15 protein-coding genes and 1 tRNA gene are annotated in these 19268 nt (G+C 69.3%); 9 read left to right on the forward strand and 7 right to left on the reverse strand.

What is annotated here, in order from left to right:
- Positions 1 to 52: 52 nt before the first annotated feature.
- The 4 genes from PKE84_RS14235 to PKE84_RS14250 all read right to left on the reverse strand — a co-directional run bounded on the left by PKE84_RS14235 (position 53) and on the right by PKE84_RS14250 (position 4414).
- Positions 53 to 1435, reverse strand: coding sequence for a choice-of-anchor A family protein (locus PKE84_RS14235; protein ID WP_271177921.1), 1383 nt, complete (start codon positions 1433 to 1435; stop codon positions 53 to 55).
- Between the two features lie 121 nt (positions 1436 to 1556).
- On the reverse strand, positions 1557 to 3548 hold the full coding sequence (locus tag PKE84_RS14240) for an MSCRAMM family protein (protein WP_271177922.1): 1992 nt from the start codon (positions 3546 to 3548) through the stop codon (positions 1557 to 1559).
- A 102-nt stretch (positions 3549 to 3650) separates the two neighbouring features.
- Positions 3651 to 3723 (reverse strand) — tRNA-Arg (locus tag PKE84_RS14245).
- Between the two features lie 49 nt (positions 3724 to 3772).
- Complete coding sequence (locus tag PKE84_RS14250) at positions 3773 to 4414, reverse strand: iron ABC transporter ATP-binding protein (protein ID WP_271177923.1); 642 nt, start codon at positions 4412 to 4414, stop codon at positions 3773 to 3775.
- 162 nt (positions 4415 to 4576) lie between these two features.
- Here PKE84_RS14250 and argS point away from each other — a divergent pair, with 162 nt between their 5' ends.
- The 8 genes from argS (at position 4577) to prfA (ending at position 15847) form a co-directional block, all read left to right on the forward strand.
- On the forward strand, positions 4577 to 6253 hold the full coding sequence (gene argS / locus PKE84_RS14255; RefSeq protein WP_271177924.1) for an arginine--tRNA ligase: 1677 nt from the start codon (positions 4577 to 4579) through the stop codon (positions 6251 to 6253).
- An 11-nt stretch (positions 6254 to 6264) separates the two neighbouring features.
- The gene (locus tag PKE84_RS14260) at positions 6265 to 7062 is read left to right on the forward strand and encodes an LmeA family phospholipid-binding protein (protein WP_271177925.1); all 798 of its coding nucleotides are present in this window, start codon (positions 6265 to 6267) and stop codon (positions 7060 to 7062) included.
- A gap of 142 nt (positions 7063 to 7204) precedes the next feature.
- Positions 7205 to 8656, forward strand: a complete 1452-nt coding sequence (lysA, locus tag PKE84_RS14265) for a diaminopimelate decarboxylase (RefSeq protein WP_271177926.1) — start codon at positions 7205 to 7207, stop codon at positions 8654 to 8656.
- Entirely contained in the window at positions 8653 to 10026 is a 1374-nt protein-coding gene (locus PKE84_RS14270) for a homoserine dehydrogenase (RefSeq protein ID WP_271177927.1), read from the forward strand. The genes lysA and PKE84_RS14270 overlap by 4 nt, the downstream gene beginning before the upstream one ends.
- Positions 10026 to 11141, forward strand: a complete 1116-nt coding sequence (thrC, locus tag PKE84_RS14275) for a threonine synthase (protein WP_271177928.1) — start codon at positions 10026 to 10028, stop codon at positions 11139 to 11141. Before PKE84_RS14270 ends, thrC begins: the two co-directional genes overlap by 1 nt.
- On the forward strand, positions 11138 to 12100 hold the full coding sequence (gene thrB, locus PKE84_RS14280) for a homoserine kinase (RefSeq protein ID WP_271177929.1): 963 nt from the start codon (positions 11138 to 11140) through the stop codon (positions 12098 to 12100). Before thrC ends, thrB begins: the two co-directional genes overlap by 4 nt.
- A 258-nt stretch (positions 12101 to 12358) precedes the next feature.
- Positions 12359 to 14665 (forward strand): transcription termination factor Rho, encoded by a 2307-nt coding sequence (gene rho / locus PKE84_RS14285; RefSeq protein WP_271177930.1) that lies wholly within the window; start codon positions 12359 to 12361, stop codon positions 14663 to 14665.
- 105 nt (positions 14666 to 14770) lie between these two features.
- On the forward strand, positions 14771 to 15847 hold the full coding sequence (gene prfA, locus PKE84_RS14290) for a peptide chain release factor 1 (protein ID WP_271177931.1): 1077 nt from the start codon (positions 14771 to 14773) through the stop codon (positions 15845 to 15847).
- A gap of 14 nt (positions 15848 to 15861) precedes the next feature.
- Here the strand turns inward: prfA and epsC are convergent, their stop codons facing one another.
- Positions 15862 to 16434, reverse strand: a complete 573-nt coding sequence (gene epsC, locus PKE84_RS14295) for a serine O-acetyltransferase EpsC (protein WP_271177932.1) — start codon at positions 16432 to 16434, stop codon at positions 15862 to 15864.
- Between the two features lie 20 nt (positions 16435 to 16454).
- The gene (gene cysK / locus PKE84_RS14300; RefSeq protein WP_271177933.1) at positions 16455 to 17393 is read right to left on the reverse strand and encodes a cysteine synthase A; all 939 of its coding nucleotides are present in this window, start codon (positions 17391 to 17393) and stop codon (positions 16455 to 16457) included.
- Between the two features lie 153 nt (positions 17394 to 17546).
- Here cysK and prmC point away from each other — a divergent pair, with 153 nt between their 5' ends.
- A complete protein-coding gene (prmC, locus tag PKE84_RS14305; protein WP_271177934.1) occupies positions 17547 to 18425 on the forward strand; it encodes a peptide chain release factor N(5)-glutamine methyltransferase in 879 nt (292 codons plus the stop codon).
- Positions 18426 to 18513: 88 nt separating this feature from the next.
- Here prmC and PKE84_RS14310 read toward each other — a convergent pair whose 3' ends face one another.
- Positions 18514 to 18903, reverse strand: a complete 390-nt coding sequence (locus tag PKE84_RS14310; RefSeq protein ID WP_271177935.1) for a VOC family protein — start codon at positions 18901 to 18903, stop codon at positions 18514 to 18516.
- Positions 18904 to 19268: the final 365 nt, after the last annotated feature.

A 19268-nucleotide genomic window follows, 5' to 3' on the forward strand; every position in this document is an offset into this window, starting at 1 on the left:
CAGCACGCACCCGGATGGCCGGGCCGGAGGAATCCGGCCCGGCCATCTCGCGTCAGCGCTGGTGGCGGGTGCGTCGCGTTCGACGGAGGAGCACGAGTGCCCCGCCGAGCACCATCGCTCCGGCGGCCGCGGCGGCGACTCCGAGTGCGGTCGCGGTGTCACTGCCCGAGTCGGCGAGGGTGCCGGCCGCCCCGGGAGCCGCGGGAGACGTGCCGCCGTTCGGGTCGAACGAGGGTGTCGGAACGGGGGTGATGGTGGGCGTGACTGTGGGCGTGGGGGTCGGGGTCGGGGTCGGTGTGACGTTGCCCTTCGTGCACGAGACCTCGGCCGAGAAGGGGAAGTTGTGCACCTCGCGCGGCGGCCCGCCCCTCACACCGGGAATGCCATGCGTGAAGCTCGCGGCGATCACGTTGCCCTCGATGTTCTGCGTGACCTGCCAGTTGACGAACGCGCGCGGTGCGTAGATGGTGCCCTCGATGCTGTCCCCGCCGGTGACGGTCACCGTGGTCGCCTGCGGGAAGTTCCAGAGCATGAACGGCGCCTGACCGGAGCCGATGCCCGCCTGATTCGGAATGGAACCTGAGAACGACGTGCCGACCACGTTGACCACCAGGGGTGTCGTCGGGTCGGGCAACGGCGCGACGAAGGTGATCTCGCTGATGGCCGCGAGGTCGGCGGCCGAGATGCTCAGCACGCTCGTCTGGCCGGGCGTCATCGTCAGCCGGCCGCTGGTGCCCGGGGCGATCGGCGACTGGAGGGGATCGCCCTGCGTGTCGGTGAGCTGGACGGTGCGCGCGCAGCCGCCGAGATCGGTCGACAGCTGCCGGTACGCGGGGAACGCGGCGTCGATGTCCACCAGGTTCGTGCCGACCGGGGCAGCGATGGATGCCGGGGTCTGCGTGACCGTGCCCTCGATGCGCGGCGCGGTGTTGTAGGGCGCCCCCGTCGGCACGATCTGGTAGTTGACCAGGGCGTTGTTGTTGTCGTGGTCGTAGGCCGTGTACGTGGAGGTGTCCGCGATCTTGCTCAGGCCGCCGCCGAGCACCTTGAGCACCGGCGTCGTCGGACTGCTCGAGAAGCCGACACCGCCGCGCACATAGAGAAAGGTCGGAGCCGTGTCGCCCGGCGCGACGAAGGTGGCGGGCGGCGTTGCGCCTGCGCCGATGTTGTAGCCGGATTCGAACGTGAGATCGCCGCCGACGGCGACCGTCCCCTCCGCCTCGTCGGCGTTCAGGGCGACGTTCCCTTCGGAGAAGATCGTGAAGCCGCTGTTGGCCTGGTGTCCGTTGATCGGGAAGGTGACGGGGTTGACCGGTCCGACGTCACCGGGCGCCGCCACCGCCGCCCCCGACGCCATGCCGATGCCGATCAGCGAGGCGACACCGATGCCGATCGCGATCACGGGTGCTGCTCGAACGGCTGACGATGTTCCCATGGGACATGATTACTGCCGGATACCGTGCCGGTCCAGGGGATAGTTTCGCCCCGATGACCATGATCGCGCTCTCACCCCGGCGGGGAGGCGGAACTGGTGACGAGAAGAAAAATGTGCCCGGTCAGCCGCGGCGTCGGCGCCGGAGCACCTGCTCGCTCAGCACGGCCGCCGCACCGGACGCGATCAGGAGAGCCGCCAGCACAGGCGGCAGCCAGGCGACGGAGGAACCTGTGTCGGCGAGGTCATCGCCCGACCCCGCGTCGGCAGCACCGGGCGGGATCGCGGCCGGCGACGAGCCGCCTCCCGGTGTGGGCGGCGGGGTGACGGGCGGAGTCGTCGGGGGAGCGGTCGCGACCGCGGCGACGGCGTAGTCCTCGGCGCTGAAAGCCTCCCCGGCGTCGGTGATCGTCACGTCTTTCGTCAGGGGCTCGGTCGTCGTATAGCCCTCCGGCACGTCGAGGGTGATCGTGTAGTCGCCGGGTGGCAGGTCGGCAAGGCCGTACGCGCCGCTGCTGTCGGTGCTGACCGTCGTGCTCCCGCCCGGCCCGTCGATGATGACGTCCGCTCCGGCGACGCCGCCGCCGTCTCCGTCGAGGACGGCGCCTCCGATGCTCCCCGTCTTGGCGAGCGCGAAGTCGATGCCTGCGATGTCGCCTGTGGACACGGTGACCGGCCTGCTCGCCGCGCCGTCGACGATCAGACCGGGTGGCGGGGTCACCGTGACGGTGTACGGGCCTGCCGGCACGCGCGGAAAGCTGTAGCTGCCGTCGGCTGCGGTCACGGTGCTGACAGGACCGCCGGGTCCGTCAGCGGTCACCGTCACCCCTCCGACCCCGGTTCCGGATGCCGTCACCGTGCCGCTGATCGTCGGGTTGGCCGTGATAACGAAGTCCTGGTCGGTGATCGGGGTCTGCGAACCGAGAGGGATCGTGAACGACGGCGGTGCGGTCGTCTGCGTGTAACCCGCGGGAACGGTGAGCACGGCCTGATGCGTGCCCACCGGCACAGTGTCGAACAGATACCGGCCGTCGGGGACGGTCACCGCGATCGCTCCGTCGATGGTCACGGTCGCGCCGGCGATCGGATTGCTGTCGGCGTCGAGCACGCGCCCGCTCACCGCGACCGGCACGATGTCGCGCACGGCGAAGTCGACGACGGCATCCGTGGTGGTCAGATCCGCCGGAGCGCTGGCCGCGGTCACTGCGATCGTGCCGATCGGGGGCTCGATGCTCACCGTGTAGCCGTTCGTCGCCAGGAAGCCGGGGAACGAATAGCCACCGGTCGCCGTCGTCGTCGCAGACGCCACGACCGCTCCGGTGCGGTCGGTGAGCGTGACCGGAACGCCGGCGAGCACACCCGTGTTCTGGTCGGTCACGGTTCCGCTGATGTCGCGGGCGAGCGATGCGAACCAGGTCTGGAAGACGGGGAGGCCGGTGACGCGCGTGTAGCTGAACGTGAGCGATGCGATCGGAGCGTTCGGCTCGAACCACGCGGCCGCGCCGTTCGTGTCCAGAGACTTCGGGTTGACCACCGTGTCACCGGTCAAGGTCCTGGTCGCCGCGTTCCAGGTGGGGACGTCGGCGGGCGTCTGGCTCGGCGTGCACACCCCTGGTACGCAGTAATTGAAGGTGCTGCGCAACCCGAGCTGGGCGGCGGTGAGGGCCACGCCATCCGGGCCGATCGCGCTGATCTGCACCTTGTCGGCATCGATGTCGCCCAGCACGAACGTCCATCCGGAGCTGGGAGTCGGCGTGCGGAAGTTGTAGGTGGTCGTCGACGGCGACGTGGCGTTGTCGGCCCGCGCCCGGAGGTTGAGGTACGGCTTGCCCTGGCTCGACCCGTACTTCGCACCCACCGGAGTCGCGGCGGCGAGCCAGGTGGAGGCGCCGGAGATGACGCCGACGGACCCGGAGCGCGAGTCACTCGTCATGTCCGCGATGAGCGGCGGGTTGTTGGCCACGGTCACCGTCGTCGTGTAGTCGTTGCCCACGCCGGTGAGGGGTGCCCAGCCCGCCCAGAGCGAGGTGGTGGCCGCCGACGCGGGGGAGGCGATGGTGAGCGCCGTGACGACGGAGGCGATCAGAGCGGTGGCGAGGATCGGGACACGGCGCATGCGGGGTACGTTACGCCCCGCAAACGGGGGACGGGAAGAGGGCCTGTGCGCGACGGTGCAAGTGACGCACGTGAAGGCCCTGACGCCTGTGACCGAGAAGTGTGCCCCCAGTAGGATTTGAACCTACGGCCTTCTGCTCCGGAGGCAGACGCTCTATCCCCTGAGCTATGGGGGCCAGGAGTGCCCAACCAGGCTAGCATCCCGCGGCGGGTGTTTCGTTCCCGTCAGCTCTTCGGCACGTTGGCCAGCACGCTCTGCATGAGCGGAGCCGGATCGCCCGGCTCGAAGAACGCCGTCGACGTCGCAACGATCCAGTACGGTCCGCGGAAGATCTGCACCTCACCGGCCGTTCCCGGCTTGAAGTACCCCTCGACCTCGGGCGGGACCCCGTAGGTGGGAACCGGCTGGCTGGAGGTCACGGCGGCGTTCTTGAGGTTCTCCAGCTCGCTCGCCGGCGGCTTGGCCACGGCGATCTCGATCACCTCGTTGCTCGTCTGGTTGAGCCAGCCGCAGGCGACGCCCTGCCAGTCGGCGATCTTCTTCTCGAGCGATCCCGCCTTCGGCGCGTAGCCGGGGTCGACGCCGTAGTTCTGGTTGAACGCGTACAGCTGGTCGGCGGTGAGCACCTGGTCGCAGGTGAGACCGACGGGGGTCGGAGTCGGCGTCGGGGTGGGCGTCGGAGTCGGGGTGATCGCGCCGGCCCCGGCCGCTCCCGAGCTGGTCGCCGACGGCGTGTGCGTCGGCGTCGCCGGATTCCCTGCACATGCGCTGAGGCTCAGCACGCCGGCCAGCACCACGACGGCGGCCGCGGCGGAGCGGCGGCGGCGGCGGGGGAAGAAGGAGCGGGAGCGTGTGGAGTGAACCATGCTGGGCGTATTCCTCTGGAGGGATGCGGTCGGATGCGCGGTGCGCGGTGCGCTGCGGCGCGCGTCGCGACGACCTTATCAACGGGTGCCAGGCGAATCCTGCACGTTCGCCCTGATCGTTGCGCAATCGATGCTCCGTGGTCCCCGGTAGAATCGATGATCGTGACTCCCGCTGACCTCTCCGCCGCCCTGCTCGACATCGTGACCGCGGTCGTCGACCGGCGACGAGCCGGCGGCGCTGAGATCGGCGACGTCACCATCACCATCGACGACGTGCCGCTCGAGCGTCCCAAGAACCGTGAGCACGGCGACTGGGCGTCGAACGTGGCCATGCGTCTCGCCAAGCGCGTCGGCGCGAACCCGCGCGAGCTGGCCGCCGAGATCGCCGAGGCCGCCGCCTCCATCGAGGGCGTCGCCTCCGCCGAGGTCGCCGGGCCCGGATTCATCAACTTCCGGCTCGACGCCGCAGCCGCAGGCAGCCTGGCCAAGACCATCGTCGAGGCCGGCGAGCAGTACGGTCGCGGTCACCTCTACGACGGTCTCACCGTGAACCTGGAGTTCGTCTCGGCGAACCCCACCGGCCCGATCCACATGGGCGGCGTGCGCTGGGCCGCCGTCGGCGACAGCCTGGCCCGTATCCTGCAGGCCGAGGGCGCCGAGGTGACCCGCGAGTACTACTTCAACGACCACGGATCGCAGATCGACCGGTTCGCCCGCAGCCTGCTCGCCGCCTACCTGGGCGAGCCGACGCCGGAGGACGGCTACGGCGGCGCCTATATCGGCGAGATCGCCGATCAGGTCGTCGCCCGCTACGACGGCGACCTCGCCGACCTGCCGCGCGCGGAGCAGGAAGAGGTGTTCCGCTCCATCGGCACCGAGCTGATGTTCGCCGAGATCAAGGAGAAGCTGCACGGCTTCGGGGTCGATTTCGACGTCTACTTCCACGAGGACTCGCTGCACGAGTCCGGTGCTGTCGAGCGTGCGATCGAACGGCTCCGTGAGCAGGGGCACATCTTCGAGGAGGACGGCGCGGTCTGGCTGCGCACGACGACCTTCGGCGACGACCGCGACCGGGTGATCATCCGGAGCAACGGCGAGCCGGCCTACATCTCGGGCGATCTCGGCTACTACCTCAACAAGCGCGAGCGCGGCTTCGAGCAGAACCTGATCATGCTCGGCGCCGACCACCACGGCTACGTCGGCAGGCTGATGGCGGCGGTCGAGGCGTTCGGCGACGTCCCGAACGTCAACCTGCAGATCCTCATCGGCCAGATGGTCAACCTCGTGCGCGACGGCGAGCCCGTCAAGATGTCGAAGCGCGCCGGCACCATCGTCACGCTCGACGACCTGGTCGACGCCGTCGGCGTCGATGCGGGCCGCTACGCCCTCGTGCGGTCGTCGAGCGACTCGCAGCTCGACATCGACCTCGACCTGCTGAGCAAGCGCAGCAACGAGAATCCCGTCTACTACGTGCAGTACGCGCACGCCCGCACCCGTTCGGTCGAGGCGCGCGCCGCGGCCAGCGGCGTCGACCGCAGCGGCTTCGCGCCCGAACTGCTGACCGACGAGAGCGAATCGGCCCTCCTCGGCGCACTGCAGGAGTTCCCGCGCATCGTCGCCCTCGCCGCCGAACTCCGCGAGCCGCACCGCGTCGCCCGCTACCTCGAGGAGCTCGCCGGGCTCTACCACACCTGGTACGCGGCGACCCGCGTGAACCCGCTCGGCGATGAAGCCGTGACCGACCTGCACCGCACCCGCCTGTGGCTGAACGACGCCACCGGCCAGGTCATCCGCACCGGCCTCGGCTTGCTCGGGGTCTCTGCGCCCGATCGCATGTAGAGGAGTCCGCCATGAGCGACGCCCAGCCCACCCAGATCCTGACGACCCAGCCCGCACCCGCGGCCAAGCGCCCCCGGCGGCGCTGGCTGCGCATCCTGCTCTGGATCCTCATCCCGATCGTCGTGATCGTGGCAGTCTTCTTCATCGCCGACGCCGTCCTGCGCTCCTATGCCGAGAATCGGGTGGCGGCGGAGATCGAGAAGAACCTGCCCGACAACGTGCAGGGCGATGTCGCCGTGCACATCGGGGGAGTGTCCGTCATCCAGCAGTACCTCAGCGGCACCTTCGACCGCGTCGAACTCGACGCACCGTCGCTGACCGTGCAGGATGCCCCGCTCAGCGCGAAGATCGTCGCGACCGGCGTCCCCTCCGACTTCACGCAGCCGGTGGCAGCGGTGAACGGCAGCCTCACGATCTCGCAGACGTCGCTCAACAAGCTCGTCTCGATCCCGGGGGTGACCGGCGACCTGGCGCTCGGCACGGGCACCCTCGCGTACGACGGCAAGGCCGAGCTCCTCGGGCTCCCCATCGGCTACAAACTGACGGTCAAGCCGGAGGCCGCGGGCAAGACCGTGCTCCTTCACCCCGTCGACGCCAAGGTCACCACGGGGGCGGGAGCACTCGACCTGTCGACGCTGCTCTCCGCGATCACCTCCCGCGGGCCCATCCCGGTCTGCGTCGCCCAGTATCTGCCCAAGGGCGTCGAAGTGAACCAGATCGACATCGTGCCTGGCACGGCGACCGTTCACCTCGACGCGCAGAACATGGTGCTCGACGAGGCGACCCTGCGCAGCAAGGGCAGCTGCTAGCGTCCGTCGCGCTCCGACGTAACACGGTCGATGGCGTGCATCCGGCCTCGGTAGACTGCCGGTACATCAGTGGCTTCAGGGACCAAGCCGGGTCCGCTCGCCCGAGAGACCCCCACTCGTCACCACCCGTGAGGTTATCCCCGTGGCTTCGTATCCGTTCGCAGCAGCGAACCCTCTCGCTCCGGAATGGCTCGCCGTTCCGAGCGATCCCGACTCCCTCGCGCCCGGACTCTGGGCGCGCACCGTCACCCGTGACGACGGCGAGCTGACCGTCGGCGGGGTGCGCGCGACCGAACTCGCCGCCCGCTACGGAACCCCGATCTACGTCGTCGACGAGACGGATGCCCGCGAGCGCGCCTCGGAGGTGCGAGCCGCCTTCACCGATGCCTTCGAGCGGGTCGGGACGACGGCCAAGGTCTACTACGCCGGCAAGGCGTTCCTCAGCGTGGAGGTCGCGCGCTGGATGGGCGACGCCGGCCTCAACATCGACGTGTGCAGCGGCGGGGAACTCGCGGTGGCGCTCGCCGCCGGCGTCGATCCCGCACGACTGGGCTTCCACGGGAACAACAAGTCGCTCGCCGAGATCGACCGGGCCGTGTCCGTGGGCGTCGGGGCCATCATCCTCGACAGCGTGCAGGAGATCGACAGGGTGGCCGACGCCGCTGCCAGGCACGGCCGCACCCAGCGGGTGCGTCTGCGGGTGAACAGCGGTGTGCACGCGCACACCCACGCCTTCCTCGCCACCTCCCACGAGGATCAGAAGTTCGGCATCGGTCTCGCCGACGCCCCGGATGCCGTGGCGCGCATCCGGTCGCACACCGGCCTCGAGTTCCTCGGCCTGCACTGCCACATCGGCTCCCAGATCTTCGGCGCCGACGGGTTCGCCGAGTCGGCGGCGCGGCTGCTCGCCGTGCATCGGCTGCTCCTCGACGGAGGCGACGTGCCCGAGCTGAACCTCGGCGGCGGCTTCGGCATCGCATACACCTCGGTCGACGACCCCTCGCCGATCGGCGAGCTCGCCGACCGCATCGCGCAGACCGTGGCGGCGGGCTGCGCCGAGCTCGGCATCCCGGTGCCGGTCGTCGCGTTCGAGCCCGGCCGGTCGATCATCGGCACCGCCGGACTCACGCTCTACACGGCCGGCACCATCAAAGACGTGCAGGTGTCGTATCAGGACGACGGCGAGACGGCCGTGCGCCGGTACGTCAGCGTCGACGGCGGGATGAGCGATAACGCGCGCCCCGCCCTCTACGACGCCGACTACTCGGTGCGCATCGCCAACCGGGTGAGCGTCGCGCCACCCGCGCTCGTGCGCATCGCGGGCAAGCACTGCGAGAGCGGCGACATCGTCGTCGACGCCGACTATCTGCCGGCGGACGTCGCCGTGGGCGACCTGCTCGCCGTTCCGGCCACCGGCGCCTACTGCTGGTCGCTCGCCAGCAACTACAACTACCTCGGACGTCCGGCCGTGATCGCGGTGCGCGACGGCGTCTCCCGCGTGATCGTGCGCGGCGAGACCGAGGCCGACCTACTCGCGCGGGACGCCGGCTACGACGCCGATGCCGCCGGCGCTCACAAGGGAGTCAGTGAATGATCGAATACCGCAGTCTCCGTGTCGCGCTCCTCGGCGCCGGCTCCGTCGGCTCCCAGGTCGCCCGCCTGCTCCTCGAGCAGGGTGACGAGCTCGCCTCCCGCGTGGGAGCCGGCCTCGAGCTCGTCGGCATCGCCGTGCGCGACGTCGACGCCCAGCGCGACGTCGACCTGCCGCGCGAGCTCTTCACCACCGACGCCTCGTCGCTCATCCTCGGCGCCGACATCGTCATCGAGCTCATGGGCGGGATCGAGCCCGCTCGCGGCTATGTGCTCCAGGCGCTCAACTCGGGCGCGGATGTGATCACCGGCAACAAGGCGCTCCTCGCCACCCACGGTCCTGAGCTGTTCGAGGCCGCGGAGCAGGTCGGTGCGCAGCTCTACTACGAGGCGGCCGTCGGCGGCGCCATCCCGATCATCCGGCCGCTGCGCGACAGCCTCGCCGGCGACCGGGTCAACCGCATCCTGGCGATCGTCAACGGAACCACCAACTTCGTGCTCGACCGGATGGACGTGCACGGGGAGACGTTGGCCGACGCCCTGGCGATCGCGACCGAGCGCGGCTACGCCGAGGCCGACCCGACCGCCGATATCGGCGGCTACGACGCCGCCCAGAAGGCCGCGATCCTCGCCAGCCTGGCCTTCCACACCACCGTGCCGCTCGAGTCCGTGTACCGCGAGGGCATCACCGGAGTCAGCAAGGTGCAGGTCGACGCCGCGCGCGAGAACGGCTCGGTCATCAAGCTCCTCGCGATCTGCGAGCGCCTGACCGACCCGGAGACCGGCGAAGAAGGGGTTTCCGCGCGCGTCTATCCGGCCCTGATCTCGCGCGAGCATCCGCTCGCCGCCGTGCACGGCGCCCACAACGCGGTGTTCGTGCAGGCGGCCGCCGCCGGCGACCTCATGTTCTACGGCGCGGGGGCGGGCGGGGTCGAGACGGCCTCCGCGGTCCTCGGCGACGTCGTCTCGGCCGCACGCCGTCACGTGGTCGGCGGCCCCGGCGTCGCGGAGTCGACGCACGCCAAGCTGCCGGTGCTCGACATCGGCCGCGTCGTCACCCGCTACCAGATCACCCTCGAGGTCGCCGACCAGCCGGGAGTGCTCGCCACGGTCGCGCGCATCCTCAGCGACGGCGACGTCAGCGTCGAGACCGTCCAGCAGTCGATCCCGACGACCACCGGCGTCCTCACCGTGCCGTCGGCCGCCGTCATCTCCGGTAATGCGCCGGTTCACGGCCACGCCGCCCCCACCGCTACCCTGGTAATCGGCACGCACGAGGCCGAGGAGGCCGCACTCGCGGCCACCGTCGAGGCGCTGGCGGCGAGCGACGTCGTCACAGCAATCTCATCCGTACTCCGAGTCGAAGGATCGTAATGCCGGAAAAAGCGAACAGTCGTCAGTGGCGCGGTGTGCTGCGTGAATACGCAGACCGCCTGAACATCAGCGACGCCACTCCGATCGTGACGCTCGGCGAGGGCGGCACGCCGCTCCTGCCGGCTCCGGCGCTCTCCGCGCGCACCGGCGCCAACGTCTTCGTCAAGTTCGAGGGGATGAACCCCACCGGTTCGTTCAAGGACCGCGGCATGACCATGGCGATCTCCAAGGCCGTCGAGCACGGCGCCAAGGCCGTCATCTGCGCGTCCACCGGCAACACCTCCGCTTCGGCCGCCGCCTACGCGACGCACGCGGGCATCCAGGCCGTCGTGCTCGTCCCGGAGGGCAAGATCGCCCTCGGCAAGCTCAGCCAGGCCATCGCGCACAACGCCCAGCTGCTGCAGGTGCAGGGCAACTTCGACGACTGCCTCGAGATCGCACGCGAGCTCGCCACCCACTACCCGGTGCACCTCGTCAACTCGGTGAACCCCGACCGCATCGAAGGCCAGAAGACCGCCGCGTTCGAGGTCGTCGAGGTCCTCGGCGACGCCCCGGACTTCCACATCGTCCCCGTGGGCAACGCCGGCAACTACACCGCGTATCACCGCGGCTACACCGAGGAGCTCCAGCGCGGCGAGGCCACCCGGCTGCCGCGGATGTTCGGCTTCCAGGCAGCAGGCAGCGCCCCGATCGTGCTCGGTCACCCGGTCAAAGACCCCGAGACCGTCGCGTCGGCCATCCGCATCGGCAACCCCGCCTCGTGGGAGCTCGCCCTGAACGCCCGCGACGACAGCGACGGCTACTTCGGCGCCATCGACGATGCGGCCATCCTGGCGGCACAGCGCATCCTGTCGGCCGAGGTCGGCATCTTCGTGGAGCCCGCGTCGGCGATCAGCGTCGCCGGTCTACTGGAGCGTTCGGAAGCCGGCATCATCCCCGCCGGAGCCACCGTCGTGCTGACCGTCACCGGACACGGCCTCAAGGACCCGCAGTGGGCGCTGCGCACCGCGGACGGCTCCGATGTGCAGCCGACCGTCGTGCCGGTGGACACCCGGTCGATCGCCGACGTGCTCGGACTGGTTCCGAACCCCGAGACCGTCGAGGCCGGCGCGTGACCTTCTCGACCGACGACCTGCGCGGACGCGTGGTCACGGTCAAGGTCCCCGCCACGAGCGCCAACCTCGGGCCCGGTTTCGACACGCTCGGACTCGCCCTCGCGCTGTACGACGAGCTGCAGGTCTCGGTTCGCGACGAGCCCGGTGCGACCGTCGAGGTGATCGGCGTCGGCGCCGGGGAAGTGCCGACCGACGAGTCCAACCTCGTCGTGCGGGCGATCGCCCACACCTTCGAGGCCGTCGGGCATCCGCTGCCGGGGCTCGAGCTGGTCGCCCGCAACAACATCCCTCACGGGCGCGGCATGGGATCGTCGGGCGCCGCGATCGTGTCGGGCATCATGGCGGCCAAGGGCCTGCTCGACGGCATCGTGGAATTCGACGCGCAGCGACTCCTGGCCCTCGCCAACGACATGGAGGGGCACCCCGACAACGTCGCGCCCGCTCTGTTCGGCGGCCTGACCATCGCCTGGGTCACTCCGGAAGGCCCCCGCTTCAAGAAGCTCATCGTGCACCGCGGCGTCTCACCGCTGGTGCTCGTGCCCGAGCACGTCATGTCGACCGCGCTCGCCAGAAGCCTGCAGCCGCAGTCCGTTCCGCACGAAGACGCCGTCTTCAACGTGTCGCGGTCGGCCCTGCTCGTCGCCGCTCTCATCCAGAGCCCCGAGCTGCTGCACGCCGCCACCGAGGACAAGCTCCACCAGAGCTACCGTGCCTCGGCGATGCCCGAGACGGATCGGCTGATCACCCTGCTGCGCGAGAACGGCTTCGCGGCCGTCGTCTCCGGGGCGGGGCCGTCGATCCTGGTGCTCTGCAGTGACCCGAGCCAGCGGCTCGCGGCCGCGGAGCTCGTCGCACAGAAGTCCGAGACGCGATGGCAGCCCCTGATGCTCGCCGTCGACTTCAAGGGCGCGACGGTGACGGCGACAGCCGAACGGCAGTCGGACACGCCCGCCGCTTAGCGTCAAGTGCGTGCCATCAAAGGTGGTAAACTGTGCCTGCACCCGTAAGAACCGCGTCACGAGCGAATCTGATCTTCGGGTGATTTCAGCAAACATGCCGTCACTCCTACCTGTGTACCCGAGTTCCTATCGGGGAGCGACATCGAGCGGATCAGAACGCATCGCGTCGACTCCATCGATCATCGCAGGTGGTTCATGTGACGAGCGCTCCATAAACGACTGCGAAAGTCGCACGTCGGGGGAAAGGAATCCTCTTCAGTGACTGATGTCAATCTCCACGCCGGGGGCGTGGACACCCGTGATCTGGCGTCCCTCAAAGTGGCCGAGCTTCAGGCTCTCGCCGCCGAGCTGGGTCTTCAGGGCGCCAACAAACTTCGAAAGGGCGAACTCGTGCAGGCCATCTCGGCTGCACGTGCGGCCGACGGCGGCGATGTCGCCGCTGCCGGTGCCGGTGACTCCGTCGCCGAGCCGGTGACGGAGCATGCGACCGCCGCGTCGCAGATCCTCATCGAGCCGCTCATCGCCGAGCCCGCTTCGGCCGAGCCGCACGTCGGCGACGCCGTGCTGCCCGACGCTGCGCCGGCTCAGGATGCTGCGCCGGCTCAGGACGCCGCTCCGGCTCAGGACGCCGCGCCGGCTCAGGCCGACAGCGCCGCGCCCCGTCGCCGCGGCGGGCGTCGTGCCACCAGCGCCGACGCCGTCGGCGTGCCCGCGGCCACCCACGTCAACACCGGCAGCACCGGTGTCGACAGCCTCATCCCGGATGTGGATGCGCTGCTCGACTCCGCGCTCGCCTCCCGCGAGTCGGCCCAGTCGGGTCAGTCGGCACCGTCGCAGACCACCGAGTCCGCCGACGAGAAGCCGGCAGAGCAGGGCCAGCGCGGCGGTCGCCGTCGCGGCGGCCGCGGCCAGAACGCGCAGAACGCATCCGAGCAGGGCGGTCAGCAGGACGACGCGGGCGACAGCTCCGACGGTGCCGACGACTCCGGCGACGCACAGGGCGAGCAGAACGGCGAGGGCGGCGACCAGAACCAGCAGCCGCGCCAGGGCCGCAACCGCAACCGCAACCGCAACAAGAACGCCGGCCAGAACGGTGAGCAGGGCCAGCCCCAGCAGAACCAGCAGAACCAGCAGGGCCAGCAGAACCAGAACCAGGGCCAGCAGAACCAGAACGACCGCGATCGTGACCGCGACCGCGACCGCGACCGTGACGATTCGGGTCGTGGCCAGAACGGTCAGAACCGCAACGGCCAGCAGAACCGCAACAACGGTCCGCAGGCGGACGCCCAGGTCGACGGCTCCGGCCGTAGCCGTTATCGCGACCGCAAGCGTCGCGGCGGCGTCGGAAATGACGACCTCGACCCCGAGATCTCCGATGACGACGTGCTGATCCCCGTCGCGGGCATCCTCGACGTGCTCGACAACTACGCCTTCGTGCGCACCTCGGGCTACCTGCCGGGTGCGAGCGACGTGTACGTCTCGCTCGGCCAGGTCAAGAAGTACAACCTGCGCAAGGGCGACGCCGTCGTCGGCGCCATCCGCCAGCCGCGTGAGGGCGAGAACAACAGCCGGCAGAAGTACAACGCCATCGTCAAGGTCGACTCGGTCAACGGGCAGACCATCGAGGAGGCCGCCGGTCGTGTCGAGTTCGGCAAGCTCACCCCGCTCTACCCGCAGGAGCGCCTGCGGCTCGAGACCGAGTCCACCAAGATCACGCAGCGGATCATCGACCTCGTCGCCCCGATCGGCAAGGGACAGCGCGGTCTGATCGTCGCGCCGCCCAAGGCCGGCAAGACGATCGTCATGCAGCAGATCGCCAACGCCATCACCACGAACAACCCCGAGGTGCACCTCATGGTCGTTCTGGTCGACGAGCGTCCCGAAGAGGTCACCGACATGCAGCGCACGGTGAAGGGTGAGGTCATCGCCTCCACCTTCGATCGTCCGGCAGAAGACCACACCACGGTCGCCGAGCTCGCCATCGAGCGTGCCAAGCGTCTCGTGGAGCTCGGTCACGACGTCGTCGTGCTGCTCGACTCGATCACCCGCCTGGGCCGTGCGTACAACCTGGCTGCTCCGGCATCCGGTCGCATCCTCTCCGGTGGTGTCGACGCCTCGGCGCTCTACCCGCCCAAGCGCTTCTTCGGCGCCGCCCGCAACATCGAGCACGGCGGGTCGCTCACGATCCTCGCCTCGGCTCTCGTCGAGACCGGTTCCAAGATGGACGAGGTCATCTTCGAGGAGTTCAAGGGCACCGGCAACATGGAGCTCCGCCTGTCGCGCCAGCTGGCCGACAAGCGCATCTTCCCCGCGGTGGACGTCAACGCGTCCGGAACGCGTCGCGAAGAGATGCTCATGGGCGCCGACGAGGTCAAGATCACCTGGAAGCTGCGCCGCGCCCTCGCCGGGCTCGACCAGCAGCAGGCGCTCGAGATCGTGCTCGGCCGTCTCAAGGAGACCACGAGCAACGTCGAGTTCCTCATGCAGGTGCAGAAGTCGATGCCCGCGCCGACCAACGGCCACGGCACCGCCCACTCGCACAGCAACGAGCACGACCACCGCTAGCGCGGACAGTGCCCGTCCACCCCGGTTCAGCCGGGGCGGGCGGGCACTTTTCCTTGCCCGGACGACGCAGAAGCCCGGATCACGTAGAAGCAGAGAGAAGACGCCATGTTCGAATCGGTGAACGGCCTGATCGCCGAGCACGAGGACCTGCAGAACCAGCTCGCCGACCCGGAGCTGCACAGCGACCCCGTGCGGTCGAAGCGCGTCAACCGTCGCTATGCCGAGCTGAGCCGGATCGTCGCCTCGTACAACCAGTGGAAGCAGATCGACGACGATCTCGCCGCCGCGCGTGAGCTCGCTGCAGAGGACGAGGCCTTCGCCGAAGAGATCCCCGGTCTCGAGGCCAGCCTCGAGGAGTCCGGTGAGAAGCTGCGGCGTCTGCTCATCCCGCGCGACCCCAACGACAGCCGCGACGTGATCATGGAGATCAAGATGGGGGAGGGGGGCGCCGAGTCCGCACTATTCGCCGCCGACCTGCTGCGCATGTACCTGCACTACGCCGAGTCGAAGCGCTGGAAGACCGAGATCCTCGAGCAGACCTCCAGCGACCTCGGCGGCATCAAAGACGTGCAGCTCGCAATCAAGGGCAACTCCTCGGATCCCGCGGAGGGCGTCTGGGCGCACCTCAAGTACGAGGGCGGCGTGCACCGCGTGCAGCGCGTTCCCGCCACCGAGTCGCAGGGTCGCATCCACACTTCCGCCGCCGGCGTGCTCGTCTTCCCCGAGGTCGACGAGCCCGAAGAGGTCGAGATCAACCAGAACGACCTCAAGATCGACGTCTACCGGTCGAGCGGTCCCGGCGGTCAGTCCGTGAACACCACCGACTCCGCCGTGCGCATCACGCACCTTCCGACCGGCATCGTCGTCGCCATGCAGAACGAGAAGAGCCAGTTGCAGAACCGCGAGGCCGGCATGCGCGTTCTGCGTGCCCGGGTGCTCGCGCGCCAGCAGGAGGAACTGGACGCCGAGGCCGCCGCCGTGCGCAAGAGCCAGATCCGCACCATGGACCGCTCCGAGCGAATCCGCACGTACAACTTCCCCGAGAACCGGATCGCCGACCACCGCACCGGGTACAAGGCCTACAACCTCGACGCCGTCATGAACGGGGCGCTCGAGCCCGTCATCGAGTCGTGCATCCTGGCCGACGAAGAGGCGCGCCTCGCCGACCTCGGCACCGAGTAGCTAGAAGCGGGTAGCTAGATGTAGATCGCGGGGTCGATCCACTCGTCGCCCGCGATCGCCTCATGCCCTGAGCGCGGACGCGCCCGTGCGGGCACGCCGGTCAGCACCGAGTCCGCCGGTGCGTCGTGCACTACCACCGCGTTCGCACCGATCACCGTGCGCGTCCCGATCGTGATCGCTCCGAGCACCTTCGCGCCCGCGCCGATCGTCACCCCGCTCTCGATCGTCGGATGCCGCTTGCCGTGCCCGCTGCCACGTCCGCCGAGCGTCACCCCGTGATAGAGCAGCACATCGTCGCCGACCCAGGCCGTCTCTCCGATCACCACGCCCATCCCGTGATCGATGAAGAACCGGCGTCCGATCGTCGCGCCGGGGTGGATCTCGATGCCCGTCAGGAACCGGGTGAACTGGGAGAGGAAGCGGGCCGGCGTCTTGAGGCCGGCCCGCCACATCCGGTGTGCCACGCGGTACGACCACACGGCGTGCAGTCCCGAGTACGCCACAGAGACCTCGAAGGCGCTGCGCGCTGCCGGGTCGTGCTTGCGCGCATTCGCGATGTCTTCGCGCGTACGGGAGAAGAACGCCATGTGGATCGTCGGTGCGAGCGTCAGTCGAGCAGGTCGGCCCAGAGGGGCGTCGAGATGTAACGCTCGCCCGTGTCGCAGATCACTGCGACGATCGTCTTGCCCGCATTCTCCGGACGCTTCGCCAACTCGAGCGCTGCCCAGACGATCGCGCCCGACGAGATGCCCGCGAGAATGCCCTCCTGGCTCGCGAGCTTCTTCGCCACCGCGATCGCGTCGTCGAACGACACGTCCACGACCTCGTCGTAGACCGTGGTGTCGAGGATATCCGGAACGAAGTTGGCTCCGATGCCCTGGATCTTGTGCGGCCCCGGCTTTCCGCCGTTCAGGATGGGGGAGTCCAGCGGCTCGACCGCGACCACCTGGACGCCCGGCTTGCGCTCCTTGAGCACCTGACCGACACCCGTGATCGTTCCACCCGTTCCGACACCGGAGACGAAGATATCGACACCGCCGTCGGTGTCGGTCCAGATCTCCTCGGCCGTCGTCGCGCGGTGGATGGCCGGGTTGGCCTCATTGGCGAACTGCTGCGCCCAGATCGCGTTGTCGGTGCTCGCGACGATTTCCTTCGCCTTCTCGACCGCGCCGCGCATGCCCTCCGGGCCCGGCGTCAGCACGATCTCGGCGCCGAACGCGCGCAGGAGCACGCGGCGCTCCTTGCTCATCGTCTCCGGCATCGTGAGGATCACCTTGTATCCGCGGGCCGCGCCGACCATCGCCAGCGCGATGCCCGTGTTTCCGCTCGTGCCCTCGACGATCGTTCCGCCCGGACGCAGCGCGCCGGACTTCTCCGCAGCGTCGATGATCGCCACGCCGATCCGGTCTTTCACGCTGCCGGCGGGATTGTAGAACTCCAGCTTGCCGAGCACCGTCGCATCGACGCCCTCGGTGATGCGGTTCAGCTTGACGAGCGGCGTCTTTCCGACGGCTTCGGCGATGTTGTCGTACACGTGACCTGTCATGGCCTCTTCCTCGTGGATTCCAGGTGGTGCGGATAAAGGTGGCGGTGCAAGAAGACAGTGGGAACGCTTCCAACTCTATTCTCCGGATGCCCGTGCCCGTGCTGTGTGACGTCGGCTGACGCCGGTCCGGCTTGCCGCTAGGCTCGACGGGCGATGACCCCACCCGATGACTCCTCCCCTCTTGTCAGTGCCCTCCGTGAAGAGGTGTCCGCCGTGCTCGCGCGCGCCGGCGTTCCCGATCCCGAGGTCGATGCCGAACTGCTGATCGGCCACGTTCTCGGCGAGGGCCGCGGGCGGGTGCAGGCGCTCGCGCACATGGGATCGCAGCTGAGTGCCGACGACGCCGCAACCGTGCGCGAGCTGGCCGAGCGGCGTGCCTCGCGCGAGCCTCTGCAGCACATCACCGGCAAGGCGCCCTTCCGGTCGTTGGAACTCTCCGTCGGACCCGGCGTCTTCGTCCCCCGTCCCGAGACCGAGCAGGTCGCACAGTTCGCCATCGACGCGCTTCGCGCCGTACCGAGCCCCGAACCCATCGGCGTCGACCTCGGCACCGGCAGCGGCGCGATCGCCCTCGCCATGGCCACCGAGGTCCCGCACGCGCGCATCCTCGCCGTCGAGAACTCGCCTGAGGCGTTCATCTGGGCGCGGCGCAACGTCGAGGAGACCGGCGCGACGAACGCGCGCGTCGTCTTCGTCGATCTCGCCGACGCCCTGCCCGAGCTCGACGGCACCGTCGACGTCGTCATCTCGAACCCCCCGTACATTCCTGCCGAAGCCATTCCGCGCGATCCCGAAGTGCGGCTCTACGATCCGCCCGCCGCCCTGTACGGCGGAGCCGATGGGCTGGATGTCGTGCGCATCATCTCCCGCGTCGCTCAGCGTCTGCTGCACCCCGGCGGGACCCTCGTGCTCGAGCACGGCGAGCTGCAGGGGCAGGAGATCCGCGACCTGCTCACCGCCGACGGCTGGCGTGCCACCGCGACCCACCGCGACCTCACCACCCGGGATCGGACCACCACGGCCGTGCGCTAACAGCGTGGGCCCGGTACGTGCGCCGGCAGCGTGGGCTCGATGCGTGCGCCGGCAGCGTGGGCCAGCAGCGCCTGCGCCGGCCGTCCCGTCAGACCGCATCCGGTCGACGAGCGTCCGCAGTGATCTGCTGCAGCGCCCACGAATTGCCGTCAGGATCGTTGAAGTATGCGTAGAGCACTCCGCCCATGTCGGCCACGCTCGAGACATCGACTCCGTTCGCGACGAGTTCGCCTCGCACCGCCTCGACATCGTCGACCACCAGGTGAAGGTTCGCGACACGGGGTGCGCCCGGATCGCCGAACCCAGTCCCAAAGGCGATCGAGCACGCTGAGCCCGGCGGCGTCAGCTGCACCACCCGCATGCCATTACCCGGCTCCACATCGTGATCGAGCCGGAATCCCACCCGGTCGACGTAGAACTCCTTCGTGCGCTCGACATCCGTCGTCGGCAGCGGGACCAGTTCCAGTCGCATGTCCATGGGTACGGTTTCTCCTTCTTGTGTGTGGTGCTTGGTTCTCTGGGGTGGTGGTTTGTTCTCTGAGGTGATGCTGGGCTGGCGGCGGTTCGGGCGGGAGGACGTCGGCTTTGCGCAGTGCCTGCTGTCGCCGAGGGTACAGCGCGTGAAGCTTCGCGGCACCACTCGAAGCATTCAGCACGAGCGAGAGCGCGTTGAGATGTCGAGCATCGTGTGCGCGTGCGCCAACGTCGACCCGCCCGCGTGATCGAGGCGTGCGTCATGCGGCGTGTTCGGTGGGGTCGGTGAGTGTGGTGGGGTTGGTGGCGTAGGAGAGTGTGGGGCGTCCGCCGGGGCGGGGTCGGCGGTGGGGGTCGATGTGTGGTGGC

The sequence above is a fragment of the Leifsonia poae genome (assembly GCF_027921845.1).
Classification (GTDB): domain Bacteria; phylum Actinomycetota; class Actinomycetes; order Actinomycetales; family Microbacteriaceae; genus Leifsonia; species Leifsonia poae.